This window comes from Limnomicrobium aquaticum (assembly GCF_040545545.1).
In the GTDB taxonomy this organism is placed as follows: Bacteria; Pseudomonadota; Alphaproteobacteria; order Rhizobiales; family Rhizobiaceae; genus Ensifer_A; species Ensifer_A aquaticum.
Genome location: NZ_JBEPMB010000001.1, coordinates 690,503 through 717,356 on the forward strand (window position 1 = coordinate 690,503; position 26,854 = coordinate 717,356).

At 60.3% G+C, this 26,854-nt stretch carries 25 protein-coding genes and 2 pseudogenes; 10 read left to right on the forward strand and 17 right to left on the reverse strand.

Annotation, left to right across the window (positions count from 1 at the left end; translation table 11 throughout):
* The first annotated feature begins 104 nt into the window (after positions 1-104).
* Positions 105-1,424, forward strand: a complete 1,320-nt coding sequence (locus tag ABID16_RS03435; protein ID WP_354554945.1) for a L,D-transpeptidase family protein — start codon at positions 105-107, stop codon at positions 1,422-1,424.
* 157 nt (positions 1,425-1,581) lie between these two features.
* On the opposite strand, the gene ABID16_RS03440 is transcribed toward ABID16_RS03435, so the two are convergent.
* Together ABID16_RS03440 and ABID16_RS03445 are read right to left on the reverse strand one after the other, a co-directional pair.
* Positions 1,582-1,872 carry a hypothetical protein gene (locus tag ABID16_RS03440; protein WP_354554946.1) on the reverse strand — a complete coding sequence of 97 codons (291 nt, stop codon included), beginning with the start codon at positions 1,870-1,872 and terminating at the stop codon, positions 1,582-1,584.
* Between the two features lie 148 nt (positions 1,873-2,020).
* Positions 2,021-2,482: a YybH family protein gene (locus tag ABID16_RS03445; RefSeq protein WP_354554947.1), complete on the reverse strand. Its 462-nt coding sequence runs from the start codon at positions 2,480-2,482 to the stop codon at positions 2,021-2,023.
* A gap of 138 nt (positions 2,483-2,620) precedes the next feature.
* Here ABID16_RS03445 and ABID16_RS03450 point away from each other — a divergent pair, with 138 nt between their 5' ends.
* Positions 2,621-3,553, forward strand: a complete 933-nt coding sequence (locus ABID16_RS03450; RefSeq protein ID WP_354554948.1) for a hypothetical protein — start codon at positions 2,621-2,623, stop codon at positions 3,551-3,553.
* A gap of 143 nt (positions 3,554-3,696) precedes the next feature.
* Here ABID16_RS03450 and ABID16_RS03455 read toward each other — a convergent pair whose 3' ends face one another.
* The 6 genes from ABID16_RS03455 to ABID16_RS03480 all read right to left on the reverse strand — a co-directional run bounded on the left by ABID16_RS03455 (position 3,697) and on the right by ABID16_RS03480 (position 10,944).
* Complete coding sequence (locus tag ABID16_RS03455) at positions 3,697-4,185, reverse strand: histidine kinase (RefSeq protein WP_354554949.1); 489 nt, start codon at positions 4,183-4,185, stop codon at positions 3,697-3,699.
* Positions 4,186-4,403: 218 nt separating this feature from the next.
* The gene (locus ABID16_RS03460) at positions 4,404-4,979 is read right to left on the reverse strand and encodes a nucleoside 2-deoxyribosyltransferase (protein WP_354554950.1); all 576 of its coding nucleotides are present in this window, start codon (positions 4,977-4,979) and stop codon (positions 4,404-4,406) included.
* A gap of 99 nt (positions 4,980-5,078) precedes the next feature.
* On the reverse strand, positions 5,079-5,570 hold the full coding sequence (locus tag ABID16_RS03465) for a histidine kinase (RefSeq protein WP_354554951.1): 492 nt from the start codon (positions 5,568-5,570) through the stop codon (positions 5,079-5,081).
* Between the two features lie 141 nt (positions 5,571-5,711).
* Positions 5,712-6,203 (reverse strand): histidine kinase, encoded by a 492-nt coding sequence (locus ABID16_RS03470; protein ID WP_354554952.1) that lies wholly within the window; start codon positions 6,201-6,203, stop codon positions 5,712-5,714.
* 116 nt (positions 6,204-6,319) lie between these two features.
* A complete protein-coding gene (uvrB, locus tag ABID16_RS03475; protein ID WP_354554953.1) occupies positions 6,320-9,328 on the reverse strand; it encodes an excinuclease ABC subunit UvrB in 3,009 nt (1,002 codons plus the stop codon).
* A 98-nt stretch (positions 9,329-9,426) separates the two neighbouring features.
* Positions 9,427-10,944 carry an imm11 family protein gene (locus ABID16_RS03480; RefSeq protein WP_354554954.1) on the reverse strand — a complete coding sequence of 506 codons (1,518 nt, stop codon included), beginning with the start codon at positions 10,942-10,944 and terminating at the stop codon, positions 9,427-9,429.
* Positions 10,945-11,041: 97 nt separating this feature from the next.
* Here ABID16_RS03480 and ABID16_RS03485 point away from each other — a divergent pair.
* Positions 11,042-11,230, forward strand: a pseudogene (locus ABID16_RS03485) (VOC family protein); the annotation flags it as partial.
* Positions 11,231-11,341: 111 nt separating this feature from the next.
* Entirely contained in the window at positions 11,342-12,364 is a 1,023-nt protein-coding gene (locus tag ABID16_RS03490; RefSeq protein ID WP_354554955.1) for a potassium channel family protein, read from the forward strand.
* Between the two features lie 84 nt (positions 12,365-12,448).
* On the opposite strand, the gene ABID16_RS03495 is transcribed toward ABID16_RS03490, so the two are convergent.
* Positions 12,449-13,408 (reverse strand): RDD family protein, encoded by a 960-nt coding sequence (locus tag ABID16_RS03495; RefSeq protein WP_354554957.1) that lies wholly within the window; start codon positions 13,406-13,408, stop codon positions 12,449-12,451.
* A gap of 153 nt (positions 13,409-13,561) precedes the next feature.
* On the opposite strand from ABID16_RS03495, the gene ABID16_RS03500 reads away from it, so the two are divergent.
* From ABID16_RS03500 to ABID16_RS03510, 3 genes are all read left to right on the forward strand, one after another.
* Complete coding sequence (locus ABID16_RS03500) at positions 13,562-15,022, forward strand: DUF1800 domain-containing protein (protein ID WP_354554958.1); 1,461 nt, start codon at positions 13,562-13,564, stop codon at positions 15,020-15,022.
* Between the two features lie 5 nt (positions 15,023-15,027).
* Positions 15,028-16,266, forward strand: a complete 1,239-nt coding sequence (locus tag ABID16_RS03505; RefSeq protein ID WP_354554959.1) for a DUF1501 domain-containing protein — start codon at positions 15,028-15,030, stop codon at positions 16,264-16,266.
* Positions 16,267-16,406: 140 nt separating this feature from the next.
* Complete coding sequence (locus ABID16_RS03510) at positions 16,407-17,447, forward strand: hypothetical protein (RefSeq protein ID WP_354554960.1); 1,041 nt, start codon at positions 16,407-16,409, stop codon at positions 17,445-17,447.
* Here the strand turns inward: ABID16_RS03510 and mobB are convergent.
* From mobB to moaA, 5 genes and pseudogenes are all read right to left on the reverse strand, one after another.
* Positions 17,419-17,973, reverse strand: a complete 555-nt coding sequence (gene mobB, locus ABID16_RS03515; RefSeq protein WP_354555891.1) for a molybdopterin-guanine dinucleotide biosynthesis protein B — start codon at positions 17,971-17,973, stop codon at positions 17,419-17,421. The genes ABID16_RS03510 and mobB overlap by 29 nt on opposite strands.
* Positions 17,974-18,003: 30 nt before the next feature.
* Positions 18,004-18,573, reverse strand: a pseudogene (mobA, locus tag ABID16_RS03520) (molybdenum cofactor guanylyltransferase); the annotation flags it as partial.
* Positions 18,574-18,583: 10 nt separating this feature from the next.
* Positions 18,584-19,489, reverse strand: coding sequence for a DMT family transporter (locus ABID16_RS03525; RefSeq protein WP_354554961.1), 906 nt, complete (start codon positions 19,487-19,489; stop codon positions 18,584-18,586).
* Positions 19,490-19,533: 44 nt separating this feature from the next.
* Positions 19,534-20,208, reverse strand: coding sequence for a DUF1176 domain-containing protein (locus ABID16_RS03530; protein ID WP_354554963.1), 675 nt, complete (start codon positions 20,206-20,208; stop codon positions 19,534-19,536).
* A 32-nt stretch (positions 20,209-20,240) separates the two neighbouring features.
* Positions 20,241-21,230 (reverse strand): GTP 3',8-cyclase MoaA, encoded by a 990-nt coding sequence (gene moaA / locus ABID16_RS03535; protein ID WP_354555892.1) that lies wholly within the window; start codon positions 21,228-21,230, stop codon positions 20,241-20,243.
* A 198-nt stretch (positions 21,231-21,428) separates the two neighbouring features.
* Between moaA and ABID16_RS03540 the strand changes: the two genes are divergently transcribed.
* The 3 genes from ABID16_RS03540 to ABID16_RS03550 all read left to right on the forward strand — a co-directional run bounded on the left by ABID16_RS03540 (position 21,429) and on the right by ABID16_RS03550 (position 23,452).
* A complete protein-coding gene (locus ABID16_RS03540; RefSeq protein ID WP_354554964.1) occupies positions 21,429-21,791 on the forward strand; it encodes a gamma-butyrobetaine hydroxylase family protein in 363 nt (120 codons plus the stop codon).
* 236 nt (positions 21,792-22,027) lie between these two features.
* Positions 22,028-22,996 carry an OmpA family protein gene (locus ABID16_RS03545; protein ID WP_354554965.1) on the forward strand — a complete coding sequence of 323 codons (969 nt, stop codon included), beginning with the start codon at positions 22,028-22,030 and terminating at the stop codon, positions 22,994-22,996.
* A 15-nt stretch (positions 22,997-23,011) separates the two neighbouring features.
* A complete protein-coding gene (locus tag ABID16_RS03550) occupies positions 23,012-23,452 on the forward strand; it encodes a hypothetical protein (RefSeq protein WP_354554966.1) in 441 nt (146 codons plus the stop codon).
* Between the two features lie 72 nt (positions 23,453-23,524).
* On the opposite strand, the gene ABID16_RS03555 is transcribed toward ABID16_RS03550, so the two are convergent.
* From ABID16_RS03555 to ABID16_RS03565, 3 genes are all read right to left on the reverse strand, one after another.
* Entirely contained in the window at positions 23,525-24,061 is a 537-nt protein-coding gene (locus ABID16_RS03555; protein ID WP_354554967.1) for a hypothetical protein, read from the reverse strand.
* Positions 24,062-24,265: 204 nt separating this feature from the next.
* Positions 24,266-25,312: a YcjF family protein gene (locus ABID16_RS03560; protein WP_354554968.1), complete on the reverse strand. Its 1,047-nt coding sequence runs from the start codon at positions 25,310-25,312 to the stop codon at positions 24,266-24,268.
* Complete coding sequence (locus tag ABID16_RS03565; protein ID WP_354554969.1) at positions 25,309-26,778, reverse strand: YcjX family GTP-binding protein; 1,470 nt, start codon at positions 26,776-26,778, stop codon at positions 25,309-25,311. Before ABID16_RS03565 ends, ABID16_RS03560 begins: the two co-directional genes overlap by 4 nt.
* Positions 26,779-26,854 lie beyond the last annotated feature (76 nt).

Genomic DNA, 26,854 nt, shown 5'->3' on the forward strand with positions numbered 1-26,854 from the left:
GTCAGTTCGGCAACATGGTCGCGCGCTCGCGTTGCGCGCAAGTTGCGTCCCGACGGGTGCCCCCCGACCCGTTTATGCAGCGATTTCGATGGATTGGTTTGAGAATGTCGGACACGAAAATACTTGATCTTTCCCGCCGCGCCTTTCTCCGCAGCGCGGCCGCAGGTGGCCTTGTTGCCGTAGCAGGCAGCGCGTTTGCAGACGATATGGACCTGCAGAGCGTGATCGATGCACCGCGCCGTGGTGACTGGGATGACCAGTTTGATGCCAAGGCGATGAGCTCGGCCGCTGCCGTTGCCTCGAACAATCCGATCTTCGGACCCGAAGCGATCCCGAACATTCAGCAGGCGATCGTCAAGTATCAGGAAATTGTAGCACAAGGTGGCTGGCCGCAGGTCAATCCGGGCCAGAAGCTGCAGCTCGGCGTTGCCGATCCGTCCGTGCAGGTTCTGCGCAAGCGTCTGATGGTGTCCGGCGACCTGCCGCAGGCGACCGGCATCTCCAACGCTTTCGACTCTTATGTTGCCGCAGCGGTCAAGCGCTTCCAGGCCCGTCATGGCCTGCCGCTGGACGGTGTTATCGGCGATTTCACGCTCAAGGCGATGAATGTCCCGGCCGATATCCGCCTCATGCAGCTGCAGACGAACCTGAAGCGTCTGCAGGAGGTCAAGGGTGATCTCGGCCAGCGCTATGTCATGGTCAATATTCCGGCTGCGTACATTGAAGCTGTCGAAAACGGCCGCGTCGTGCAGCGTCACACGGCCGTTGTCGGCCGCGAGTCCCGTCCGACGCATATCATCGACTCGAAGATCTACGAGGTCATCCTCAATCCTTACTGGACTGCGCCGCGCTCGATCGTCCAGAAGGACATCATGCCGCTGATGCAGAAGGACCCGACCTATCTGGCCCGCAACAACATCCGCCTGCTCGACGGCAAGGGCATGGAAGTCGACCCGAAGACGGTTGACTGGAACGCTGCCAAGGCCCCGAACCTGACATTCCGTCAGGACCCCGGCAAGATCAACGCCATGGCCTCGACCAAGATCAACTTCCACAACCCGAACAACGAGTACATGCACGACACGCCGCAGCAGGGCCTGTTCAACAAGCTCGTCCGCTTCGAATCCTCCGGCTGCGTGCGCGTCCAGAACGTGCGCGACCTTGCCACCTGGCTGCTGCGCGACACCGCGCCGTGGGACCGCCAGCATATCGAGCAGGTCATCCAGACCCGCGTCAACACGCCGATCAAGCTCGCACAGGAAGTGCCGGTCTATTTCAAGTATTTCACCGCCTGGTCGGCAAAGGACGGCATCGTCCAGTTCCGCGACGACATTTACTCGATGGACGGCGCCCAGCAGCTCGCGCTGCAGACGGGGTTGAACCAGGAAACCGTGGATGGTGCGGCGCCGGCAGCGGCGAACTGATCCGAAATATCGTGTTTGAGTTTGAAGAGGGCGGCCGAGAGGCCGCCCATTTCGTTCTTGAGTGCAGGAACTGGCCTGGGCGATCCGTGGCGAGCAGGGTGCGCCTCGTTCCATTGATCTGCATCGCCGGCGTAGGCGTGCGACGCAGATGGAAACCTTATAGCTCAGCTGCGGCCAGACCGACGCTCAGATCTTCAGGTGCCATGCAGGGGATCAGCGTGACCCTGCAGCCGAGCGCAAAGAATGGCTCTCCGATCGCCGGCATCTGTGAGGAGTCTTTCATGTCGAAGACGTACAGTCCCGACCGGGTGCCGTTTTCGACCGTGAAGTAGGTTGCTTCCGGCTTGAAAGTTTCGATGAACCCCTTGATGGCCTTCTGCAAGGCTCCGGATTTGAGAGCTTCGCTTCCGTCGTGTGCATCGATGTAAGTTCGCAGCAGCATTTTCATTGTTTTGCCCTCCTAGGCACCGTGGGGAAATTCAAGCTGGCGTAATGCGCTGCCGAACAGGGACCCGTGCCCCGTTCGCAGTCGATATCGGCCATTTGGTTGAAAGCTTAAAAGGGGCGTCGGCGGACGCCGGAGGCATGTTGAGGCTTCACATGGGCTTTGCGGAATGCGCGACGATGAGCCATTTACCGTTCTTCTTCACCAACACATCGGTCTCGGCAAAATTGACCTCTATCGGAGGCTGGGACTTGATGCGCAGGGTGGCGTGGGCGATGCCGACCGCCCTTGCGAAATCGCCGGTCACCGAAACGAACGGACCTTCCGTCTGCTTGATGTCCAGGCCATCGACATGCTCGATCATGTCTTCCCAGCGGTCGCTGACCGCATCCCAACCGACCGACACCGACGTATCGTTCGGATTGACCAGCGTCACGTCGGCGCCATGCAACCACACATTGGCGATTTCGGCGATGTTGAGGGAGTGAATGGCGGCGTGATTTGCCTCGATCGCGGTCTTGACGTCCGTATCCTCGGCGCCGATCGACGGGGAGCTTTGTGAAAGAAGCATTGCGGTAAACGTGCAGAATGCGAGACGACTGCGAAGGGCCATGGGATGCTCTCCTTGAGCGATTTCATACTGGCGCTTTGTCAATAGCAGGTCGATTCAAACCGAAGTTGAAAAACATTGCGTCTAATGGATGTGTCTCATAAGCTGGCATAAATTGGATGTGTCCTCGGAGGGGCGGCTTTGGATCAAGCAGAAGTCGAACGCCTTGCCGGCGGGCCGCCACGTCTTTCCGTTGAGGAAATATGCCATCATCCGCGTATCGCCGAGGCCCGGAAAGTCTTTCTCGACCGGTTCCTGGCTCTTTACAGCGGTGATCCCTACACCATCCGGTTGCTGATCGAATCCGGTCGGTTTCTCGTCTATCATATAGCGGGTGTGCTTGATGCCGGGGTCGATCCCGCGCGGCGCGAAACATGGCTGACGATTACACGCCTCAAGCAGGAAATGAGCCGGTTCGGTCTGGCCAGCGACCGCCACATCGACGGTCTGATCGCGCGACTGTGTTCGGCCGGTTTCATGGACCTCAAGCCTGCCGAACAGGACCGGAGGGTTCGGATTCTGAAGCCGACGGAGAAACTGAAGTCGCATGACCGTGACTGGCTTGCAGCCCATATCGCGCCGCTCGAGGTGTTGTTCCCGGAGCATGACTATAGCGCCGTCATGGAGCAGGACAGGCTCTTTCACGCGCGCTATCGGCGCATCAGCATCCTGTTCCTTCCACTGGGCGCCTCGCTCCTGCTGTCGCTGCCGGATTCCATGTTGTTCTTCAATCATGCGGCGGGAGCGGTCGTTCAGGCAGAATTGCTGAGGAGCGCAATGTCGGCGCCGGGCTACCCTGATGGCCTGATACCCGGCGCGGGCATCGGCGAACGGTTCGGTGTCTCGCGCACGCATGTCCGACAGTTGCTGGTCGCAGCAGAGAATGCGGGCCTCGTCCGTCTGTCAGCACGCGGTAACGGAAGTGTTCAGGTGCTGCCGCGCCAGTGGGCGAGTTACGACCGGGGCATGGCTACCGGGATGTATCTGCACGACCTCATCTATGTCGCGACGGAGCAGGAAGCGCGATCGATGGAAAGGCAGGAACAGGGCGTTCTCATCAATGGTCCTTGGTAAGTATCAAAATGTTCCGGATGTGGTCGAACAGAAACCGAGGGTGCGCGACGCGCATCCCTCGACTTTTTCGAAGCGCGGTCTTTCCGAGTGCGAAGCCAAGGAGTGCTTGGCTCGGGATCGAAGAAATCGCCTAAAGAACCGCCTCACTCCGCCGACTTGATCGACGCCAGGATTTTCCCCACAGCCGCGGAATTCTTCTCTTCCTGGCCGGGCGTGCCCCAATAGGTCAGAACGGCCACCGTCTTTTCGTTGAGCACGAGGGCGGCGAGGCCGACGGAGGCGGGGCCGTCCTTATCCTTGCCGGCCCATTCGATATAGATGATATCCTTGCCGTTCAGCTTGTCTTCCGTGTATTTCTGCGTCTTCTCGTCGATGGTGACGCCCTGCTTGTCGAGGAACTTGGCGGCCTCATCGATCATGTCGCCGGTCTTCTTCGGCGAGGCAACGTCGATGGCAAGATAGACCGAATTATCGGCCGAATTGATTTCGATCCCTGTGCCGGTCTCGTTCGTGGACCAGTCGTCCGGAACACTTGCCGAGATGATCGGGCGGTTCGACGGGATCTGGACTTCGCCGGCATAGGCGACGGTCGAGAGGAGGAGGGCGGCAGTCGCGACGAGTAGTTTCTTCATGAAGTATCCCCTTTACGCCGTCGCCGCGCCCGTTCGTTGCGGACTGGCGGCCGAGCGGCCTTGCACGATAAGAGAAGCTCTAAAAGGCGTTGGCCATGCCTGCCCGCGCGCCGCTTCTACCGCCGGGCACATCAGTATATACAGTCCATCGTGACATGTGATGTGGGCGAGTTCACAATCCCCAAAATATCGTGAGACGGTACCGGCAGCCTCCTGTGTCAGGCGGCCTTCCCCTGTCGTTCCGACAGCGCGCGAAGGCAGGCTTCGAAACCCGTCAGGTCCGTGTAGAGCGCCTCGGCAGCGGCCTTGTGTGCGACGACCGGGCCACCGCGCCGCTCGACGCCGCCATGCAGCATCAGGTTCTCGATCATGTCGAAATCCTCCAGCGACAGCCCATCCGGGCCGCGCTTGTGGCCATCGGCCGCAACTGCGACCTTGCCGCTGTAGAAATCCACAGTGCGGGCATAGTGCGTTTCGATCATGTTCGTATAGGCTGCCACGAGCTTGCCGCTGGCGCACATGTAGCCGAGTTCGAAGACAGTGCCGGGATCTGCGGCGATACCACGAAAAGGCGTGAGGTTGGCGATTACGCCATCGGCCTGATTCATGAAGCCTTCGTCGACGGCGCTGATGTTGAGGCCGAACTGATGGCGCGTCGGCGCGGGTTCAATCGCCAGATCGCCAGGGCAGATCGGCTCGAATCCATAGGTGCGGGTGAGGGCCGCCTTGGCATCGAGCACGGCACGCGCGTTGGGGAGAAAAACCTCGGGTCCGGCGAGATAAAGCTTCAACATGAAAAGACCGTCCAGCGGGGATGAAAAGGGGTTGGAATACGGCCCTTCATAAGCCGCAGGACGGTCTTGTGCAATTCAGCACAACGGTATGACTTCGCTTTATTGAGCGAGCTTGATGGAGTTCAGGATTTTGCCGATTTCGGATGTGTGCTTGTCTTCATCGCCCTGCGTACCCCAATAAGTGAGGACCAGAACCGTCTTCTCATCGAGGATCAGAACAGCGAGGCCGACGGAGGCCGGGCCGTCCTTATCGGTGCCTGACCAGCTGATATAGATGATGTCCTTGCCGTTCAGCTTGTCTTCCGAATATTTCTGCGTGTTTGTGTCGATTTTGATGCCCTGATCATCGAGGAACTTCGCAGCGTCGTCGATGATGCCGTCCATCTTCTTCGGCGAGGCGAGATCGACCGAGAAATAGACCGCGCCGTCATCCGACGTGCCTTCGAGGCCGGTGGCGGTTTCGTTGGTTTTCCACGAGCCGGGCATCTCGATCGACGCGACCGGGCGGTTGGATGGGATGTCCCACTGCTTGGCATAGGCTGTGGACGCGAAGAGAAGCGCAGCCGAAGCCGCGATGATCAGCATTTTCATGAAATGGACCCCCTGGGAAAAGATGCCATTTCAATCTACTGGAGATTCTCGAAATGCGGTAGGGGAAGGATTGTCGTTTTGTTACAATAGTTAAGGGGCGGCAGAATTGCTCCCACCGCCCCTCTGGAATGCAGTCAGATCTTACTTGGCGGCCTTGATAGAACCCACGATCGAGTTGATCTCGGCGCCGTGCTTGTCTTCTTCGCCCTTCGTGCCCCAGTAGGTCAGGATGAGGGAGCTCTTTTCGTCGAGGACGACGATCGCGAGGCCGATGGTGGCCGGGCCGTCTTTGTCGGTGCCGGCATAGCTGACGAACACGGCGTCCTTGCCGTTCAGCTTGTCCTGCTTCTGCTTTTCCGTCTTCGGGTCGATCTTCACGCCCTGCTGTTCCAGGAACTTGGCAGCTTCCGGGATCGTCTTGTCGAGCGCGCCGGTTTCGGAGATATCAACGGCGAAGTAGACGGCGCTGTCGGCAGAGGTGCCTTCAAGACCGGAGTCGGTTTCGTTTGCGGTCCAGCCGTCCGGCATGGAGATCGAGGCAACCGGCTTTTCAGACGGAATATTGAAATCCTTGGCCTGCGCGGCGGTGGAGAGGAGAAGCGCGGCAGCAGCGGCCATTACGAAATTTTTCATGAGCAGTGGGTCCTTTTTGCATAAATGCGCGAGGACCATACATGCATTCATGCGCATGAGAACATTCATCCCAGAAATGTTGTCTATGTACGATCGGAGAGGGTAAACACCGGCCGTTAGCGCCCCGGACGGCCGGTCTTGCCCTTCGTGCGACCCTTGCGCTTCTCGTCCACCGGATCCTCGTAAGACCCGACGCCCGCCTTTCCGCGTACCAGCGGACGCGGGTCGTCGATCGGCTTGTCCGGGATAGCACTGCGCACGGGCTTTTCCGTGCGGCCGACGGTCATCTCGTCAAGCGAGTTCTTGCGGAACAAGGGCTTGGCCGTGTCCGTGCCGGGGCCCATGTCGTCCAACGACGGCTTGGCGAAGAGGGCGGGGCCTTGCGGCTTGCCGGACTTCTCCTGGCTTCGCGATTCCTCGCGGGCGAGCGGATCGTCCATGACGGCGAGTTCGGCTGCCTTGAGCCGCTTGATCTCGTCGCGCAGGCGTGCGGCGGTCTCGAAGTCGAGATCGGCGGCGGCGTCGCGCATCTGCTTTTCCAGCGCGTTGAGATGGGCTGCCAGATTGTTGCCGACGAGGTCGTTTGCGGTGCCGCCCTTGACGCCCTTGACCTGGATGTCGGCGCGGACATGGTCGCGCTCGTAAACGCTATCCAGAATGTCGGAAATGCGGGCCTTGACCGATTCCGGCGTGATGCCGTTGGCCTCGTTATAGGCCACCTGCTTTTCGCGGCGGCGGGCGGTTTCGTCCATGGCGCGCTGCATCGAGCCGGTGACGCGGTCGGCATAAAGAATGACCTTCCCATCGACGTTACGCGCGGCGCGGCCGATGGTCTGCACCAGCGAGGTTTCGGAGCGCAGGAAGCCTTCCTTGTCGGCATCGAGGATCGCCACGAAGCCGCATTCGGGAATGTCGAGACCTTCGCGCAGCAGGTTGATGCCGACCAGCACGTCGAAGGCGCCGAGGCGCAGGTCGCGGATGATCTCGATGCGCTCCAGCGTGTCGATGTCGGAATGCATGTAGCGGACGCGCACGCCCTGTTCGTGCAGATATTCCGTCAGGTCTTCGGCCATGCGCTTGGTCAGCACCGTGACCAGCGTGCGATAGCCCTTGGCGGCCGTATCGCGGATTTCGCCGAGAACGTCGTCCACCTGGCTCTTGGCCGGGCGGATTTCCACCGGCGGGTCGATGAGGCCGGTCGGGCGGATGACCTGTTCGGCGAAGACGCCGCCGGCCTGTTCCATTTCCCAATTGCCGGGCGTCGCCGACACGGCGACGGTGTCCGGGCGCATGGCGTCCCATTCCTCGAAGCGCAGCGGGCGGTTGTCCATGCAGGAGGGTAGGCGGAAGCCATATTCGGCCAGCGTCGCCTTGCGCCGGAAGTCGCCGCGATACATGCCGCCGATCTGCGGGATCGTCACATGGCTTTCATCGATGAAAATCAGGGCGTTATCCGGGATATATTCGAACAGCGTCGGCGGTGGCTCGCCGGGGTTACGTCCGGTGAGGTAGCGCGAATAGTTCTCGATCCCGGCGCAGGAGCCGGTGGCTTCCAGCATTTCGAGATCGTATTTCGTGCGCTGTTCGAGGCGCTGCGCCTCCAGGAGGCGACCGGCCTTTTCCAGCTCGACAAGGCGGCCCTTCAGCTCTTCCTTGATCGATTTGATCGCCTGATTGAGCGTCGGGCGCGGCGTTACATAGTGCGAGTTGGCGTAGATCTTGACGCTTTCCAGATCGCCGGTCTTGTGGCCGGTCAGCGGGTCGAATTCGGAAATGCTCTCGATCTCGTCGCCCCACATGGCGATGCGCCAGGCGGCATCCTCCAGGTGGGCGGGGAAGATTTCAATCGTGTCGCCACGGACGCGGAAGGAGCCGCGCACGAAATCCATGTCGCGGCGCTTGTATTGCTGGGCCACGAGGTCGGCGAGAAGCTGGCGCTGGTCGAGCTTGTCGCCCACCTTCATCTGGAAGGTCATGGCCGTATAGGTTTCGACCGAACCGATACCGTAGATGCACGAAACAGACGCTACGATGATGCAGTCGTCGCGCTCAAGAATGGCGCGGGTCGCGGCGTGGCGCATGCGGTCGATCTGCTCGTTGATCGACGATTCCTTCTCGATATAGGTGTCCGAGCGCGGCACATAGGCTTCCGGCTGGTAGTAGTCGTAGTAGGAAACGAAATATTCGACCGCATTATGCGGGAAGAAGTTCTTGAACTCCGAATAGAGCTGCGCCGCCAGCGTCTTGTTGGGCGCGAGAATGACCGCCGGGCGCTGCGTCGCCTCGATCACCTTGGCCATGGTGAATGTCTTGCCAGAGCCAGTGACACCGAGAAGCACCTGCGACCGTTCGCCGGATTCGAGACCGGACACCAGATCGGCAATCGCGGTGGGCTGGTCGCCGGCGGGCTCGTATTCGCTGACCATGCGGATGGCGATGCCGCCTTCCGACTTTTCCGGGCGCTCGGGCCGATGCGGCGTCCAGATCTTGCCGTCCTTGAACAGCGGATTGCCGCTCTCGATCAGCTTCGACAGCGCATCCACGGTGGCCGTCACGCCGCCCGTCGAGGCCAGCGCGTCGGCCTCTTCCAAAGACAGTTCCATGCCCGCGACCGGATTGAGCCCGGCGGCGGCGCGGGTCTTGGGATCGGAGGACGCGCCGATGGAGGTGCCGCGCGAAGTGCGCTTGTCGCCGACGCCCTGAACCTCGCGCAGGTTCGATCTCCCCCCTTGAGGGGGAGATGTCCCTGCAGGGACGGAGGGGGGTGAGCCACGCCGGGAAACCTTGCCGGTCGGCGCAGGCTCGGCAGCCGCCTTCAGCGCCTTGTTCTCCACCGTAACCCGATGCGTCCCGGCCTTCGACCGGATTTCCCGCATCTCGCTGCGCCGACTATCGGCTTCCGCTTCAGCCTCCAGCTGCCTGATCCAGTCGGACACGCCACCTTCCAGAGGCGCCCCCTCAAAAGGAGCCTGCGGCGCCTCCTCGAAACCATCATATCCGCTCGCGGCCGCACCGCCCTTCTGGCTGGCCTGCGCGGGGCGCGCGGAAAAGTCCACGACGGGCTGACGCCCTTGCCGGGTTTCACCCGGAAGGGAGCGGGAAGAATTTTTCGGTGATCTGGCCATGGCCGGAATATGGGGCGAGTCAGGGGAAAAGGGAAGGGGGAGAGGGGGTGGAAGGGTGGGGATGCTGACAGGAAGTGGCAGGAGCGGTTGGCGTTCGATCAGGATGAAAGTCTAAGTATTCGGCCAAGGCTTGCGAAGAAGTTTTTGCCTTGAAGTTCTTTAGCCTGCTGGAGCGAAGAATTGACCAGAGCGACATCCGATCTCCATAACGCGGTCTCCATCATGACGCTTTCCTGTTCCCAGCCGCTGCGCCACACCGTGCCGCCGTTGAGGCGCTGAATGTACCAATCAATCCAGATTTCCCACTTCTCGTTCTGGCGATCCAATAGCCGCTGAGAAAGTTCCTCCCAGCATTCCGCAAAAAAGGCTGGTATGCCATCAGGCCAGAGTGGGGTAGCCAGCAACTCCTTCGTCTTTCCGGGGTGCTTTACCAGAAAATCAACATCCGCATGCGAAGCTAGCCAGACACATTCCTCGGTCGGGGTGAGCTTTCGGTTCATATATGCGTACCAGCGTTCCCGATCTTTAAGACGGACTTCTTCTCCGTCCAGTTTACCAAGGATACCGAGCGCTTCTTCTGTGGCTACATGCACGCCTATGCAGCTTCCTCTCGCAGAATGACAAATGGAACCGTTCAGATCCCTATGAACTTTAGGTCCTTCCAGGTAGTCGAGCGCGGTTGAGATCGGCCGCTCGAGTGTGTGTGTGATCGTATTCTTGCTAATAGAGTTGTAAGGGCCTGTGCGTATCTCGTGTATTATGTAAATGAACTCCCTGGATGTGTCATTGTTTTTTCCATGAGAGAACCACCACAGAAATGCTCCACCGCGCAAAACCGCCAGCAGCGTCTGTGCGGCATTGATGGGCCGCTCGCCGTTCTTTTTCTTTTTCGGAATTTCTGTTTGCCAATCGATTTTTGCGAGGAGCGGGATGCCCCTTAGCAATGTTCTGGTTGCAATCGCTTGGACTGGAAAGGAATGCGTTTGGTCGATCAGTTGTATGGCTTTTAGTAGTCGATCCCATCTTCTGTCGGTTTCCGTTTCCGGGGGCTTAAAGGCGGCGAACGCTTTCTGCAGTTTCCTTTCGTGAGCTGCTTCCTCCTCCGGAGTGAGAATTTTTTTAAATCTGAAGCCCTTGAATTTGCGTTCCTTGAAGGCGCGGTGGAACACGTCGTCACAAATCAGATATCCGCCGAAATTCCTGACTCTGAAGATATGCTCGCCGGACGCTTTTCCCTGATCGAAACTTTGATACATCGTCAAATCAAAACAACATACCCATAATTCCGGCCCCACCGAGCCGTCTTTCAAGATCGTGTGGCACGTCTTGGCTTTCAATTTTCCCGGCGCAACCATGTCGATGAACTGTTTTAACTCGTTCGTCACAATCCAGATCGGCGACTGTGTCATCCCGATATCGCGCATTTTTCGACCGGGCTTGATGACCGTCGAAATTCGAGGGGTGATGCTCACACCGGGCTCAAACCATTTTTCTACCCTGTAGAATTCGTCGCGGTCATCTTTCAGAGCGTCGATATTCTCGAATGTAAATTCATTGCCGAACTGGGCGTGAAAATCCTCGTAGACTTTGAAATATCTTGGAATTCTGGTTTTCATGATTGGACGCAAAATCGATAATTTGATGCTGGTATCGACCTTGGCACATGGCCGGTATTGGGGCAATGCGTTTCAGCCATGAGCGATGATGGAGCGGAAGAGTGACCTTCTGCTCTATTTCGAAGACGACGATGTCGATGCCGCGTTTGAGCGCATCGCGCCACATGTCGAGCTGATCCATCCGGTTGAGCGACAGGCCTGGGGCCAACGGGTCTTTCGCTTCTACGATCCGGATCGCCACGCGGTTGAAGTGGGCGAGCCGCAGGTCATCGCTCCCGAGAATTAAGGGTTCGCTATCCCAGAAATGCAGCAACCCTTGCCAATCTCCCTACCTCCCTTGAATACTCCTCCTCATGCCCGGAACCCTTCGTGATTCCCGGCTCCGGGGACACATTCCATGAATCTCTTCCGCTCGCCGGGGCGTACCCTGGCGAATATCGTGCTGTTCAATCTCACGGTCGTGGTGATCGCGACCATCGCCTATATGTGGGCGGGGTGGGACTTTGGCGATGCGTTCTACATGGTGCTGCTCACCGTCTATACGGTCGGCTATGGCGAAGTGCGTCCGATCGACACGACCTACCTCCATCTGGTGACCGTGTTCCTGATGATCTTCGGCTGCACGGGGATGATCCTGCTCACCGGTGCCCTTATCCAGTTTCTCACCATCACGCAGATCCGGCAAATCCTGGGGAGCAATCGCATGCAATCCGAAATCGACAAGCTGAAGGACCATGTCATCGTCGTCGGCTTCGGGCGCATCGGCTATATGCTGGCGCGGGAGCTGAAGGCGGCGGGGCGGAAATTCGTCATTCTGGAAATGAGCGAGGCGCGCGCCACCGAGATCCGCGAGAACGGTTATCTCTGTCTCGTCGGTGACGGCACGCATGAGGAGGTTTTGAAGCACGCGGGCATCGACCGGGCGCATACGCTGGCCTGCGTGTTGCCCAACGATGCGGCCAATGTGTTCATCACTTTGTCGGCCCGTGCGCTCAATCCGAAGATCGAGATCATCGCGCGCGGCGAGGTGCCCTCCACCGAGAACAAGCTGAAGCAGGCCGGCGCCGACAAGGTCGTTCTGCCTGCGCATATCGGAGCGGAGCGTATCGCCGAGCTGATCCTCTATCCGGAAGCGGCGCGGCGCTTGCGGACCAGTTCGCAGATGCAGGAGCTGGAGCATTCGCTTCGCGGGCTCGGGCTGGAGATGGATGTCGTCATCGTGCCAGCGGAAGGGCCTCTTACCGGGCTTTCCATCGGCGAGATTGAGGCGCGGGCGCATGGCGGCTTCTTCATCGTGCAGGTCAACCGGCAGAGCGGCGATACGATTGCCTCGCCTGATCCTGCGCTCGTGGTCGCGAGCGGCGACGGGATCGTGATCGTGGGGCGGAGCATGACGGCGGCGCGAGCCTTGTTCGGGTAAGGCGGTCTGCCATGGTTTCCAGTTTCGGACGGAGCTCCATCTACCAGGGGGGCGATAGCTGGCGTGATCATTGCGGCCTTTGGTTCAGGTCGATTGAGCGGCTGCCGGCGGGTGCGCCTCCATCGGGGCTTTGACGACGCGGAGGCCGAGCATTCTGTCGTATCGCATGGTGCCATTCCACCAGATCATCGGCTGGATCAGCCAATAGAAGATGAAGGCCAGGGACAGCAGAGCCACCCCGATCAGCACTGTGGAGTGTGTCGTCAGGAAGCGCATCTGTCCCACGACATTGTCGGTCGGCCATCCTTCGGCTTTCGAAATGATGTCGGTGACACCGGAGACAAGGATGATGGTGACGATCGGCAGTTGCTTGAGAATTTCGCGCTTGAGGCTGCGCTTGAAATCGGGTGGCGAATAGTTCTTCTCGTCATATCCTTCGGCCGGAACGACGCGCAGATGCACCGCCAGTTTCCCCGGAGACGCCCATTCCGCGAGCAGGAAGGCGAAGCCCGCGATACTGAAAAGCTTCTGGAGGCTATCGAAAATCGAAATGGTCACAGAATCGGGCGTGTAGAAATTGCCGGCCTTGTCGACCGAGAAATTGATCGTTCGCCGTGTCGTCTTCTTGAAGGCGCCTTCGGTCTCCGTCTTTTCCGCCATCACGAAACCCCACTTGCGGGTCGGCATCAGGAAGGCGTTGGTTTTGCACAGTCTTACGAATGTGGTTTCGTCGGGTTGCGGCGCCAGTTGCGCCAGCATGTCGGCGCTGTTGGGGTTGTCTGTTCCGTCTTCGCAAGCCGTTGTGCGAAAGAATGACTGGGGCATGTAGGGCACGCTGGCGGGCCATATTTCGGCAATCACGATCATCAGGAACATGAAGCCCAGTGCTATGATGAACCTGTCGATGAGAAAAGCGGCAACCCGCCGCCAGAAATACCGGGGAGGCTGAACGGTTTGGTGCTCGGCAATGGTCATGGGAAGGTTCCAGCTCGATTTATGCGTGTGATGGTGCATGTCGAGTTCAAGGTTGCAATCCATCTGCATATTAAATCTCTGTAACATCCCGTTCCTGCCGCATTCGTGTCAGCAAATCAGGCTAAAAACGGGTTCGATGCGCTTCTCCCCAGGCGGGCTTTTGGTCACCGGGACAGCGGTGCGTTTCAGTTCGTTTCTTGCCAGCAGAAGGATGTGTCCCACATGGCGCTTGCAGATGAGATGGCAGTGACCGCGCAGAGGCGCTTCGGTTATGGGCCGGTTCCCGAGGGCTGGCGCAAGCTGGGGACGGACGCACGGGAGACGGTTGTGTCGCAGCTTGACGGCGCGAAATATTCCGACACGTCCGGCCTGCCAGCCTCTTCCGATATCATCCGCGACTTGCGCGAGCGGCAGAGGCAGGTGCGTGACGCGCGGGCGGCGATGGCGAGCCCCGCTGCGCCTGCTACGAATGTTGCGGGGGCGGCAGCCTCGGCCACGCCCGCCGCGACAAAAGGCCCGGATGCCGCCGCAGCCGCGGCGATCACCGCCGACAACAAGGAAATTTTCAAGCAGAAGAACGAGTTCGTTCGCACGCAATTCGAGAACGAAGCGGCCTACCGCCAGCAGATGGCGGTGACCTCCGAGCGGCCGCTGATCGAGCGGCTGGCGGATTTCTGGGCCGGGCATTTCTGCATTTCCTGCTCGAAGGGGGAGGAGGTTCGCGTGCTGGCAGGTGCTTATGAGCGAGAGGCGATCCGCCCCTTCGTCACCGGCAGGTTCCGCGACATGCTGGGCGCGGTCATGCATCATCCCGCGATGCTTGCCTATCTCGACAACCACGTCTCGTTCGGGCCGAACTCGAAGGCCGGGCTCAAGCAAAAGAAGGGGCTGAACGAAAATCTCGGCCGCGAGCTGCTGGAGCTGCATACGGTCGGCGTCAAGGCGGGCTACAATCAGGCTGATGTCACGAATGCCGCCCGAGTCATCACCGGCTGGGGCATTGCCGGCGACAAGGACCCTCAGCCGGGCATGTTCAAGTTCGAGCCGAACCGGCATGAGCCGGGGGCATTTACCGTCATGAATACGCCCTTTGCCGACGGGGGTGAGGCGCAGGGCGAGGCGCTGCTCGACATGCTGGCGGAGCATCCGGCCACCGCGCAGCATGTTGCCGACAAGCTGGTACGCCATTTCGTCGGAGACAAGGCTTCGCCGGCGTTGGTTCAGACGGTGGCCAGGCGTTTCCAGGACACACATGGCGATCTCCGCGAAACGATGATGGCGCTCGTCAAGGCGCCGGAGGCGTGGAATGCTGCGCCTGCCAAGGTCATCCCGCCCTATGACATGGCAATCTGTTGCGAGCGCGTTCTGGCGCTGAACACGGACCCGAAAAAGGTCGTCAATTTCGCCCGTGTGCTCGGTCAGCCACTCTGGACGCCGCGCTCACCCAACGGTTTTCCTGACAATGATATGGCCTGGGCAGCACCCAACGCGCTCGTCAAGCGCTTCGACTATGCGCTGCAGCTTTCCGGCCAGCCGAAGAACCCGCCCGAACCGATGGAGCTTGCCGCTGCGCTCTTCGGTCCGGCGCTGAAGCCCGACATGCAGACGGCCATCAAGCGGGCCGCCAGCCGCCGCGAGGCGCTGGCGACCATCGTCATGTCTCCCGAAATTCAGGTGAGGTAAGGTCCATGTTCGAATTCCTGCATCCGACACGTCGCGGCTTCCTTCTCACCGCCGGTGCTTTCACCGCCTGGTCCTTCGCGCCGCAATTTGCGAGTGCCGCACCCGGCCGCGATCCGCGCTTTCTCACCGTGATCCTGCGTGGCGGCATGGATGGTCTTGCCGTCGTCGAGCCCGCTTTCGATCCGGATTTCGAGCGTGCCCGGGCCGGCCTGATCCTCGGGGCCGACGGGACGCCGGCAGGCTTGCCCATCGCAGGCGGCTTTCTGATGAACCCGAAGCTTGCGACCCTGCATGACCTCTTCAATCAGGGGCAGGCGCTCGCCATTCATGCGGTCTCAACGCCCTATCGCGACCGCTCGCATTTCGACGGGCAGGATGTGCTGGAAAGCGGGCTGCCGGGCACGGGTCCGGTCAGCTCCGGCTGGCTCAACCGCGCCATGTCGCAACTCGGCAAGGCGGGCAGCGTCAAGGCCGGCGGGCTGGCTATCGGCCCGACCGTGCCGCTGATCATGCGCGGGCAGGCCGCAACGCTGACCTGGGCTGCCGGCGGCGTCAAGCCGGCGGCCGATGATGCGCGCGCGCGCCTTCTCAACTTCTACAAGTCCGCCGATCCGGTGCTTGCCGGCGCCTTCGGGCGCGGGCTTGATCTGGAGAGGATCGCTGCCGCCAAGGCCGAAATGAATGCGGTCATGGGTCAGGGGGGCGGCGCCTATGCCGACCAGAACTCCAATTTCGTCAAGGGCATGCAGATGGTTGGCAAGCTCTTCACCGATCCCAACGGCCCCCGCATCGGCGCCATTGATCTCGACGGCTGGGATACGCATGCGACCGAGCAGCCCGAGGGCGAGAATCTCGGCAAGGCGCTGGTGGAACTTGATGCCGGGCTGGCTGCGCTGAAAGCATCGCTCGGGCCGGCCTGGGATGAAACCGTCGTTGTCGTCGCCACCGAGTTTGGCCGCACCGTCCGCATGAACGGCACGGAAGGCACCGACCATGGCACTGCCACCGTCGCCTTCCTCGTGGGCGGGGCAGTGAAGGGCGGCCGCGTGCTCGCCGACTGGCCCGGTCTTTCCGACAAGGCGCTGTTCCAGGCGCGCGACCTCGCCCCGACGACGGACCTGCGGGCGGTGCTGAAGGGTGCGCTGAGAGATCATCTCGGTATTGAGGAAGCGGCGCTGGGGAAGGATGTGTTCCCCGATAGCGGCGCAGTGAAGCCGATGGATGGGTTGTTGAAGGTGGGGTGAGGACACGGACCGGCTTCCGTTTCGGTCATAAGGTCCAATCTTTTTTTGGAACGCTGCCTCACCAGGTGCTTGCGACCGCAGCGTGTCTTTACGGACTCGCATGGTTCTGATCATGCGAGTTTTCCTGTCGATGTTTTCTGTTGATTTTTTTGAATTTTTTCCTAGTTTCGAATGATTGTATTCAGCCATTTTTCTTTCAAGGGTTTTATTTCGTGGAATTTAATACACTCGCGACGTGGTATGTACACGACGATCCCTCGGAGAGCTGGGAATTTCCCCAGCTGGAAAGCCGAAGCGGTAGCGCATTCGTTGAAAACACATATTTGAAATGCGCGTGCGTGAGTTTGGCTAGCGCCCGCAGAGCCGGGGTGGAGAAGCTTCAGTTCTTCACGAACTTGAAAACCTTGCCGGAGCCATATTCCGGTATCCTGTCGCGGCTGAAGGTGGAACTGATAACTCTGCCCTGTGTGACGCGTGGCCAAAAGGCCTGGGGCAACCAGTTCTACATTTTTGATATCATTGATTATTTGAGCGGCCTGGATGCTCCGGGCCAAATCATGATTGTTGATAGTGATTGCATTATTTTGCCTGGCATCCTTGAAGCCTTCGCTGCGATCCAGCGATACGGATGCCTTACTTACGACCTGCGCCTGACCGCGTCCAAAAAGATGAACGGCCTATCTGGCCAGGATATGCGTCGAATTGCCAATGATGTCTTTGGCGAGAGCCGAGAAGAACCCGTCAGATACGCGGGCGGCGAGGTGTTTCTCGCCACAATGGATGTCGTGCGCGCCATTGCTGCCGAGCGTCCAATGCTTGCCAGGATGATGTCGAAGTTCGCTGAAATAGGCGGTGGCGAAGAAGCGCACGCGCTGAGCATTCTTTATGACCATTTGGGATTTCCCTCGGGAACCGCCAATGCCTGGGTCGAGAGGCTTTGGACAAATTTCAGGTTTAACAACGTTCCCCACGATGTGCTGAGTTCCAGCCTGGCTATTCTGCATCTGCCGTCTGAAAAACGCACGGGCTTCAATCGAGCTTTTGAGAGACTGTTGCGCGGGGAATTTGTGCCGAGTTCGGTTGCCGAGGATTTTCGCTTGCCCAGGCGTTCATTCTCCCAGAGTTTGGTTGATATCTCCGTCCTCGCGCCTTCTAAGATTGCCAAGAAACTTGGACTTTGATCTCAATAGGCGTGAACCCCAATAGACTCTCCGCAAAATCCGCAAGCGCCTGCGTGTCGTCCAGATCGAATACCGGGAGCGTCGCATCCTCGACCGCATGATCCGCAGCGATCGCCACGATATGCGGGTCTTCCGGCGCGAGTGGCACGCGGCTCTTGGCTTCCAGCCTGCGGGCTTCGATCTTCGGGACCGGCTCTCGCTTGTACCCCTCGATGACAACGATGTCACACGGGGCGAGGCGGGACAGCACCTCTTCGAATGCGGGTTCCGGGTTGCCGCGCAGTTCGTGCATGATGGCGTAGCGGGTTCCCGATACAATGGTCACTTCATGCGCGCCTGCCTGCCGGTGGCGGAAGCTGTCGGCACCGACCTTGTCGATGTCGAAATCGTGGTGGGCGTGCTTGATGGTGGAGACGCGATAGCCGCGCGCTGTCAGCTCCTCGACGAGTCGCACGGTCAGGCCGGTCTTGCCGGAATTCTTCCAGCCGGAAATGCCGAGGATTTTCGGAGCCTTGCCGAGGCCCATCAGATCCCTTGCTCGTTCGAAGTCGCGCGGGCGGTTGACATTGAAGAAGCTGTGCGAGGGCTGATCCACGAAATCGACGAGGCGGACGTCGCAGCTTCCGGCGAAGGCACGGATTGCGCGGCTCTGCCCGCTCTCCAGCCAGCGACGAAGGCGCGGAGCCGATGCGATTGGCCAGAGCGCGAAGGCGGGTTCGGGGTCGCCACAATAGGCGGCCATGGCGATCGTCTCGGGGTCTTCGATGGCGGCGGCGAGACGGGAGACGAGCGTTTCGGGAACGAAGGGCGCGTCTGCCGGCACGACCGCGAGGTGGCTGGCTTCGGGCAGGTTCGCTGAAACGTGCTCAAGTCCGGCGAGGATGCCGGCAAGCGGGCCTTCCTGACCGTCGATCGTGTCCGGCAGGAGCTCATAACCGAGGGCCGCCAGCGATGGATTGCCGGTATTCATGAAGACAGGCGAGGCCTGCACGGCGATACGTGCGGCGACGATTTGCGCCAATGGTTTGCCGGCTAAACGTTTTGCCGCCTTGTCCTCACCCATGCGGGTCGAGCGGCCGCCGGCGAGGACCATGGCAGGGAAAGACAAGATGGTTTCGTTCCTCATTTAGGGCTCGTCAATGCGGTGCGTGCGGCAGCGACTGGGCGGGCAGGCCCGTGCGGCGGCGATTTTCGCGATAGAACGTATAGATGCCGGAGGCCACGACAATGGCGCAGCCGGCCAGCATGAAGATGTCGGGCAGGTCTCCGAAGACCAGGAAGCTGAGCGCCAGTGCCCAGATCATGTAGGTGTAGCGGAAGGGCGCTATGAAGGAAATTTCGCCGGTGCGCATGGAGGAAATCAGCGCCAGATAGCCGATCATCAGGCAGACGGCGGCAAGTCCCAGAAGGGTGACATCCGTGATTGAGGGCGAATGCCAACCTCCCAACGGCTGGATGAAGATACCGGCGCCCACCGTCACGGCCAGTGACGTCATGAGCGTGACGAAAACCGTCGGGATGCCTTGAGGGAGCTGCTTGGTTGCGATGTCGCGCGCGGCGGCAGCGAAGACGCAGGCGAGAGCGAGGAACGAGGCAATTGAAAAGCCGTCCGGGCCCGGCTTGATGATGAGAAGTACGCCGACGAAGCCGGCAATGATCGCGCCCCAGCGCCGCCAGCCGACCGGCTCGCGCAGAAAGAGGGCAGCGCCCAAGGTGACCGCCAGCGGCAGGAATTGCAGGATCGCACCGGCATTCGCCAGGGGCAGCTGCCCGAGCGCGTAGATATAGGTGAAGGTTGCCGTGACTTCCGCCAGAACGCGCAGCGCCAGCATCGGATGCATGACCGTCTTCAGAGGCCGCAGCGCGCCCATGTGCAATGCCAGCAGGAAGATCAGCAAGGTCGAGATCGCCCCACGGATCAGGATGATCTCACCCGTCGCCAGCGTCTTCGTTGCCGCCTTGACCAGCATGTCGTTGAAGCCGAAACCGGCCATGGCGGCCGACATGTAGATCGCGCCCTTGATATTGTCCGATAAGGCCATGCGGCTTGCTTCCGATGCACTGCGTGGGGATGTGTCGGCCCGGCTTATTTCCTTTTCGCCGGCGGGAAAAGCTTGAAACTCTTGTCCTGCAGCTTTTGCGGCGGATTGTCGAGGTTGCCGTCATAGATCGGGTCGATCTCGAAGCGGGTCAGCACGAACTGCCCGTCGCGGAACTGCCAGTCGCCGGCGGACCATGCATCGCCAATGCCGCGCCATTTGGCATATTCCGATAGCGTCTGCGTTTTTTCGTCGAAGGACGGGTTGGTCAGAAAGAAGCTCGTCGAATAACCGGTGACCGCCGGGTCGTGCTTCAGCTTCGTCTCCGTGTCGTCGCCATCGACATAGGCTACATCGAAGGTAGGCGAGGCAAAGGAGACGAGCGAAAGCTTGCCTTCCCCGTCCTTCAGGACATAGAGGTTCGAGGTGTTATAGGCGCCGGAATAACAATAGATCTCGTAGAGCGTTGCCTTGTGTCCGGTCGGCGGGTCGCCAAACTTGTCTTTCCAGGCAAGCGTATACACGCTGTCTTTTGCCATCTCGGCGTTGTCAGCCGTGCGCTCATCGCACTCGCTGGGAACGGCAGCGAAGGCAAATGTTCGGGCGGCGGCGATGGCCGGGTCCTCCGGCTTGGCGGGTTCGGCCGGCTTGTCTTCTGCGAAGGCGCCTGACACTGCTGCAAGCAAGACTGCGACGGTTGTGAACGGCATAAGTCGTTTCAAGATATTCTCCCCCTCGCCATCGTACCGAACGATCACCCCCCGGTGACGCTCATGTGGCGCGCGACGGCTGGCCGCTTGTGGTCGCGGTCGATAATGAAATCGTGGCCCTTGGGCTTGCGGCGGATGGCTTCGTCGATCGCGGCGGACAGAACCTGCGGATCGTCGCTTTCGCGCAGCACGGCACGCAGGTCGGCCGCGTCGTTCTGGCCGAGGCACATGTAAAGCGTGCCCGTACAGGTCAGGCGCACGCGGTTGCAGCTCTCGCAGAAATTATGCGTCATAGGCGTGATGAAGCCCAGCTTTCCGCCGGTTTCCTTCACTTCGACATAGCGCGCCGGGCCGCCCGTGCGGAATGGAATGTCACTCAGCGTGAAGCGTTCGGATAAATCGGCGCGGACCTTGGAGAGCGGCAGATACTGATCCGTGCGGTCTTCCTCGATCTCGCCCATGGGCATGGTCTCGATCAGCGTCATGTCCATGCCGCGGCCATGCGCCCAGGCGATCATTTCGGGGATTTCCTGCTCGTTGAAATCCTTGAGTGCCACCGCGTTCAGCTTGACCTTGATGCCCGCCTTTTGCGCCGCCTCGATGCCGGCGAGAACCTTGCCGAGATCGCCGAGACGGGTGATTTCGCGGAACTTCGCCGGACCGAGCGTATCGACGGAGACATTGATGCGGCGGATACCGGCCTCTGCCAATTCCGGCGCGAAGCGCTCCAGATTGGAGCCATTTGTCGTCAGTGTCAGTTCTTCCAGCTCGCCGGAATGAACCTTCTTTCCAAGTTCACGGATGAGATACATGATGTTCTTGCGCACCAGCGGCTCGCCACCGGTGAGCCGCAGCTTTTTCACGCCCTTGGCGATGAAGGCCGAGCAGAGGCGGTCGAGTTCCTCCAGCGTCAGGAGATCCCGCTTCGGCAGGAAGGTCATGTGCTCGGCCATGCAATAGGTGCAGCGGAAGTCGCAGCGGTCGGTCACGGAGACGCGCAAATAGGAGACCATCCGACCGAAGGGGTCGATCATGGGCGGGCGCGCGGCGGTATCGGCAGAAACCGGATTGTGCTGGTTCAACGTCTTACTCCTCCGTCCTCAATGTGACGACGGGAATGCTTCGGGTCAAGTCGCTCCGATGGGCGTGAAACGGTGCTTTGCGCCGCTCCCTCTGTCTATTATATGGGGCTGACCACGCGCCAATCAAATTTTCGAAAGCATCGCCCCACAATGTCAGCAAACACAAGCCGTCCCACCGCCATCAAGGTCTCCAAGGATCGCCGCACGATGACGGTGACATTCGATGACGGCGCCGTGTTTGCGCTGGCGGCGGAAATGCTGCGCGTCCTGTCTCCCTCGGCGGAAGTGCAGGGCCATGGGCCGGGGCAGAAGGTCACGGTGCCGGGCAAGCGCCATGTCGAAATCATCAGCGTCCAGCCATCCGGCAACTACGCGGTTCGCATCGGCTTCGACGACATGCATGACAGCGGCATTTACACATGGACCTACCTTCGCCAACTGGGCGAGGAGGGAGAAGCTCTGTTTGCCGATTATCTGGCCGAGCTGACTGCCAAGGGAATGGCGCGCGGCTAGGACCAGAAGTCAACAGTGTCGTGACAGGTTCTTGAGACCGTGCCATAGTCTCTCACGGGGAATAATGGACGTTTCTACTCCGCGTATATTTTGCGCTGCTGTCTCGCTGCGTCTTTATCTGCAGTGAGGACAGGTTGACGATTTTGGCCTGTCAGGTGAATTTTCAAGAGGGCTCGAACGTCATTGCAGTGAACGCACATCATTCACCCTCAAAGCCATTTCAGGGAGCCCCGATCATGTCCGGCACTTTTGTTCGCCCCATCGCAGCAGCACTGTTGTCCACTGTTCTGCTGGCAGGTCCCACCCTTGCCAAGGAACCAGCCGGCGCCAAGGACCATCCGCTCGTCGGGCGGTATGCGGGCTCTGAAATCATGGACTACAAAAGCGAGGCCTTCAACGAGCAGCGGTTCATTACTTCACCCATCAACCTCAAGACCGAGGGCGAGGCCTTTACCGAGGCGAACAGCATCAAGGTGGAAGGCAAGATCACAGACATCCGCTACAACGCTCCGAAGGACCGGTCGTCGCTGGAAATCATCCGCAATTACGAGGAATCGCTGAAGTCCAAAGGCTTCGAGGTCGTCTTCTCCTGCGCCAACGAAACCTGCCTGAAGGAGAAGGGCAGCTCCTACCGGATGAGCTTCGCCGCCGGCGACGGACAGATCAACTATCGCTATGGCGACGGTGTCCGCTATCTGCTGGCAAAGGCATCGAAGCCCGAGGGCGACACCTATGCGGCCATTTTCCTCGGCGACAACAAGACCGGACCCCTGGTGCACGTCATCGTTGCCGATGTGAAGCCGATGCAAAGCGGGCAGATTGCCTTTGTCGATGCAGGCGCCATGGCGAAATCGATCACGGCAAGCGGCCATGTCACGCTCTACGGTATCCAGTTCGATTTCGACAAGGCCGACATCAAGCCTGAATCGCGGCCGACGCTGGACGAGATCGCCAAGTTCCTGAAGGCCAATAATGAGGTTGCGCTGGTCGTGACCGGTCACACGGATGGCAAGGGCGGGTTTGACTACAATGTCGATCTGTCGAAGCGCCGCGCACAGGCTGTTGCTGCCGATCTTGCCCAGCATTACGGGATTTCAGCGGCAAGGCTGACGCCCTTCGGGGCCGGCATGTCGTCGCCCATCGCCTCGAATGACGACGATGCCGGACGGGCGAAGAACCGCCGCGTTGAGCTGGTGAAGCGTTGAGGGAGAGGAATGCGCATGTCTCGCCTGACGTTCATGCCTTTCCTTCTTCTTTTATCTTCGGGTTGCCTTGCAGATGAGGTTCGCCCCGTCGCCGTCACGATCAATCCGATCATTGTCGATGGTGCTGCCATTGCTCCGGGTGGAGCGGTGGCGCAAATCCAGGGTTTGAAGAAGGGCGGTGACGGATTCGTCTCGGTGCGCGATGCGCCTTCCACAAAGGGCAGGGAGACTGACCGGCTGACGGAGGGGACATTCCTCATCCGCACATTTGCGGAAGGCGCAGAGGCTGGGACGAAGTTTGTGGGCGTCGTTTACGATCGCGACGTCAACTCCGATCGCTCCATGCTCGAGCGATGCGCCATTCCCGAAGCGCCGCCCTATTCCAGCGGAGCCTACAAGGGACCGTGCAAATCAGGCTGGATGGCAGCCAGGTTTGTCAGGGTTCTCGCGGATTGAGGGCAAGGCAAAGCACAGCTTTGCGTTAAACGGATTGCTCCGGGGAGTCGGCTGAAAAGCAATCGCCGGATTTCAATCAGCCTGTTTGATCGAACCGACCGAGGCCTGATCCATCTTGCGGTCCAGAGTCATGCCGATGACGGGCACGAGGCTGTCATTGACGCGCACGGAGATGGTGACGTTCAGCGTGTTCTTGTCCTTCAGGCGGGCAATCATCGCGCCGTTCAGGTTCTTGCGGTTGATGCCGACGATCACGCGGTTGCCGACGACGGCGCCGGAAACGATGTCGAGGCCCTTGCCGTCAGAACCGTCGAGGAAGGAGCCCTTGTAGCTTTCACCGTTGCGCTCGATCGTGGCGGACATGGGCTGTGCGAAGACGCCGACGCGGCAGGAGCCGTCAAGCTTGAGGCCCGCTCCGGTGGATTTGGATTCACCCTTGAGATCGCAGGTGAATTTCGTGCCCTTGTACTTTCCGGCGACGATTTCGCCCGGACCCTGCCAGACACCCGCAGTGCTGTCGAAGAATTCACGATCGCCGGCATGCGCTGCGAGCGGCGAAACGGCGGCAAGCGCGAGAGCGGCTGCGGCAATGGAAAGCTTGACGGACATCGGACTTCCTTGAACGGGGGCAAGCGCTGATACTGGCACCGAAATTGACTTCAAGTCTCGCTCGGATTGGTTAATGGACTATGAAAAACCGATGTCCAGGGACCGTTTCCCCAAGGTTATCTGCAGTTTTGCAGACAACGGGCGAAGCACTCGAAACACTTCCTGATTTGAGGCGGTAACTGAAAAATCCGCGCTTGTCCAACGTCACCTTGGCGTTTTCGAAGTATCCTTCAGGACATTCAGAAAGTCTGTGACCTTTGGGCGACGGATTTCGGCAAAATCCATCGGACGGCACAGATCCATGGCCGCAATTCCGATGCGTGCGGTCATCAATCCGTTGGCCACGCCTTCGCCGAGACGGGCGGAAACCTTGGAGGCCAGACCATGGCCCAGCACCTGCTGGATGGCGTCATCTCCGACCGCAATCGCCCCCGTGACCGCGAGATGCGCGACTGTTTCGCGCAGCAGGCGGATCAGCCCGAAGAAGCCGGGACGGCCTCCATAAAGGAAAGCAAGCATGCGGATGAGGCGCGCGGCTTCGAAAAGCACGTATCCGATATCGACTAGGGCTCGTGGACTAACCGCCGTGACCACGGAAACGCGGCGCGCGGCATTGGCAATCATTCGGCGCGCTTCCTCGTCCAGCGGGGCGAGCAGTTCGCTTTCGGCGAGCGCCATCATGCCGGGATTGTCGATGATCTCACGAGCGTGATCCTCCAGCGCCTTGCGGCCACGCGCGGTTTCCGGGCGGTGAGCGAGATGGGCGGAGAGCGCCTTGACGGTCTTGGCGGCGTCGTCGCGGCTCCTGGAACGTGCGGCGTCGCGCGCTTCCTGTTTCAGGGTCTGGATATTGGTGAGGCTTTTAAGGCCGTAGAGTTCTCTGGCAACGAAGCCTATGGCCGAGAGGATAAGTACGGCAACGGTGGCCAGCGCGACATAGCCCAGCCAGTCCTCGCGGCCGAAGAGATCGTTGACGAGGCGATCGATCCAGAGGCCGATGCCCATGGAGACGAGCACGCCGAGCGCTGCGGAGAATATCTTGAAGAAGGGAAAGCGGCGGGCAGGTTTCAGCGAGCCGGTCTCGGCGATGCGCCGTTCCGCCTCGATGCCTTCGGCCTCGAAGATGTCCTCTTCCGGCGGCGTCTCGATCACCCCATTGTCGAACCACGCCGGGCGGCGCGGGGCCGTCTCGACGGTTGTTTCTGAAGTTTCGGAGAATTTCATGGGTTTGCGGGGCGCGTCGTCGCTCATGCCAGCCGGTCTCCGATCAAGAATTCGATGGCGCGGTCGAGCCGGATATGCGGCAGCGTCAGTTCAAGGCCGGCGCTGGAGCCCAGCTCCGGCGGGCGGAAGCGGACGGCGGTGAAATCGCCGGGTTTCAGCAGGCTCGCGTGGCCGGCGCTGTCGAAGAGCGTTTCCGGGTCCCTCGGCAGGTCGCCGGGGAAGACGGCGGTGCGGCGCTTGCCGTCGAAGCGTTCGCCATCAATAATTTCACCCTCGATGGGCGTGCCGCTGATGACGGGCAGGTCTTCGCCGCCATGCTTGACGGTTGCCTCGCGTGTGGCGCGGACGGAGGCGAGCGCGACGGTTTCGATGCCAGCACCCGACATGCCGATTCGGGTGAGTGCGCCGGAGACGAGACGGCGGGTCAACAATTCCAGCCGGTCGTGGCTTTCGTGATGCAGGTGATCGGCCTTGGTGGCGGCGATCAGCACCTTGTCGATGCGGCGCGTCAGGATCGAGGAGAGAAGATTGCCCTTGCCTGCGCGGAAGCAGGAGAGCACGTCACCCAGTGCATGTTCGAGATCCTTCAACGCCTCGGGGCCGCGATTGACGGCCTGAAGCGTGTCGACCAGCACGATCTGGCGGTCGAGCCTTGCGAAATGATCCCGGAAGAAGGGGCGCACGACGATCGCCTTGTAGGCCTCGAAGCGGCGCTCCATCATCGCCTGATAGGAGCCCTTCGGCGCGGAGCCGTCGGTGAGCATGATGAGCGGCGCGAAGGTCAGCGCCGGCGAGCCTTCGAGGTCGCCGGGCATGAGGAAGCGGCCGGGCGGCAGCATGGAAAGCGAGCGTTCGTCGGATTTGCAGGCCCTGAGATAGGCCGCGTAAGCCTGCGCCATGTCGCGCACGACGAGTTCGTCTGCCGGTGAGGCGGGATCGATACGCTCGGCCAGTCCCAGCCATTCGCGCGCCAGCGGTCCGCGAATGTCGGAGCGGGACAGCGCGAGCGCGTTCTTCGAAAATTCGGAATAATCCTGTCCCAGCAGCGGAAGGTCGAGCAGCCATTCTCCGGGATAGTCCACGATATCGATATTCAGTGTGCCAGGGCGGAAGAAACGGTTCCAGCCGCTGGCGCTTTCATAGTGGACCGTGAGGCGCAGTTCGGAGATCGAACGCGTCGAGTCCGGCCAGATGCGTTTCTCCACCATGTCGCGGACATGGTCCTCATATTGAAAGCGCGGCACGGCATCGTCCGGCTGCGGATCAAGGTGGACGGAGGAAACGCGCCCCTGATGCAGTGCACGCACGAGCGGCAAACGGCCACCATGGACAAGATTGTGCACGAGCGCCGTGATGAAAACCGTCTTTCCGGAGCGTGAGAGGCCGGTGACGCCAAGGCGCAACGAGGGATTGATGATGCCCTTGCCGAGATCGGCGAGGTTCTCCGCTGCAATCAGCATGTCGTCTGTCAGCGATGTCAGGGAAGGGGCCATGCGGGCTCGCATATCAGCGGGGTCATTGTGCTGATATAGGTGACGCGCGCCGGGTGTTCAATCGATGAGCGGCCCG

What these genes read in the sequence shown, in the direction of transcription:
- ABID16_RS03435 (WP_354554945.1), top strand. Translation starts at nt 105, where the DNA reads ATGTCGGACACGAAAATACTTGATCTTTCCCGCCGCGCCTTTCTCCGC.
- ABID16_RS03440 (WP_354554946.1), bottom strand. Translation starts at nt 1,872, where the DNA reads ATGAAAATGCTGCTGCGAACTTACATCGATGCACACGACGGAAGCGAA.
- ABID16_RS03445 (WP_354554947.1), bottom strand. Translation starts at nt 2,482, where the DNA reads ATGGCCCTTCGCAGTCGTCTCGCATTCTGCACGTTTACCGCAATGCTT.
- ABID16_RS03455 (WP_354554949.1), bottom strand. Translation starts at nt 4,185, where the DNA reads ATGAAGAAACTACTCGTCGCGACTGCCGCCCTCCTCCTCTCGACCGTC.
- ABID16_RS03460 (WP_354554950.1), bottom strand. Translation starts at nt 4,979, where the DNA reads ATGTTGAAGCTTTATCTCGCCGGACCCGAGGTTTTTCTCCCCAACGCG.
- ABID16_RS03465 (WP_354554951.1), bottom strand. Translation starts at nt 5,570, where the DNA reads ATGAAAATGCTGATCATCGCGGCTTCGGCTGCGCTTCTCTTCGCGTCC.
- ABID16_RS03470 (WP_354554952.1), bottom strand. Translation starts at nt 6,203, where the DNA reads ATGAAAAATTTCGTAATGGCCGCTGCTGCCGCGCTTCTCCTCTCCACC.
- uvrB (WP_354554953.1), bottom strand. Translation starts at nt 9,328, where the DNA reads ATGGCCAGATCACCGAAAAATTCTTCCCGCTCCCTTCCGGGTGAAACC.
- ABID16_RS03480 (WP_354554954.1), bottom strand. Translation starts at nt 10,944, where the DNA reads ATGAAAACCAGAATTCCAAGATATTTCAAAGTCTACGAGGATTTTCAC.
- ABID16_RS03490 (WP_354554955.1), top strand. Translation starts at nt 11,342, where the DNA reads ATGAATCTCTTCCGCTCGCCGGGGCGTACCCTGGCGAATATCGTGCTG.
- ABID16_RS03495 (WP_354554957.1), bottom strand. Translation starts at nt 13,408, where the DNA reads ATGCAGATGGATTGCAACCTTGAACTCGACATGCACCATCACACGCAT.
- ABID16_RS03500 (WP_354554958.1), top strand. Translation starts at nt 13,562, where the DNA reads ATGGCGCTTGCAGATGAGATGGCAGTGACCGCGCAGAGGCGCTTCGGT.
- ABID16_RS03505 (WP_354554959.1), top strand. Translation starts at nt 15,028, where the DNA reads ATGTTCGAATTCCTGCATCCGACACGTCGCGGCTTCCTTCTCACCGCC.
- mobB (WP_354555891.1), bottom strand. Translation starts at nt 17,973, where the DNA reads ATGGGCCTCGGCAAGGCTCCGAAAATCCTCGGCATTTCCGGCTGGAAG.
- ABID16_RS03525 (WP_354554961.1), bottom strand. Translation starts at nt 19,489, where the DNA reads ATGGCCTTATCGGACAATATCAAGGGCGCGATCTACATGTCGGCCGCC.
- moaA (WP_354555892.1), bottom strand. Translation starts at nt 21,230, where the DNA reads ATGATCGACCCCTTCGGTCGGATGGTCTCCTATTTGCGCGTCTCCGTG.
- ABID16_RS03540 (WP_354554964.1), top strand. Translation starts at nt 21,429, where the DNA reads ATGTCAGCAAACACAAGCCGTCCCACCGCCATCAAGGTCTCCAAGGAT.
- ABID16_RS03545 (WP_354554965.1), top strand. Translation starts at nt 22,028, where the DNA reads ATGTCCGGCACTTTTGTTCGCCCCATCGCAGCAGCACTGTTGTCCACT.
- ABID16_RS03550 (WP_354554966.1), top strand. Translation starts at nt 23,012, where the DNA reads ATGTCTCGCCTGACGTTCATGCCTTTCCTTCTTCTTTTATCTTCGGGT.
- ABID16_RS03555 (WP_354554967.1), bottom strand. Translation starts at nt 24,061, where the DNA reads ATGTCCGTCAAGCTTTCCATTGCCGCAGCCGCTCTCGCGCTTGCCGCC.
- ABID16_RS03560 (WP_354554968.1), bottom strand. Translation starts at nt 25,312, where the DNA reads ATGAGCGACGACGCGCCCCGCAAACCCATGAAATTCTCCGAAACTTCA.
- ABID16_RS03565 (WP_354554969.1), bottom strand. Translation starts at nt 26,778, where the DNA reads ATGGCCCCTTCCCTGACATCGCTGACAGACGACATGCTGATTGCAGCG.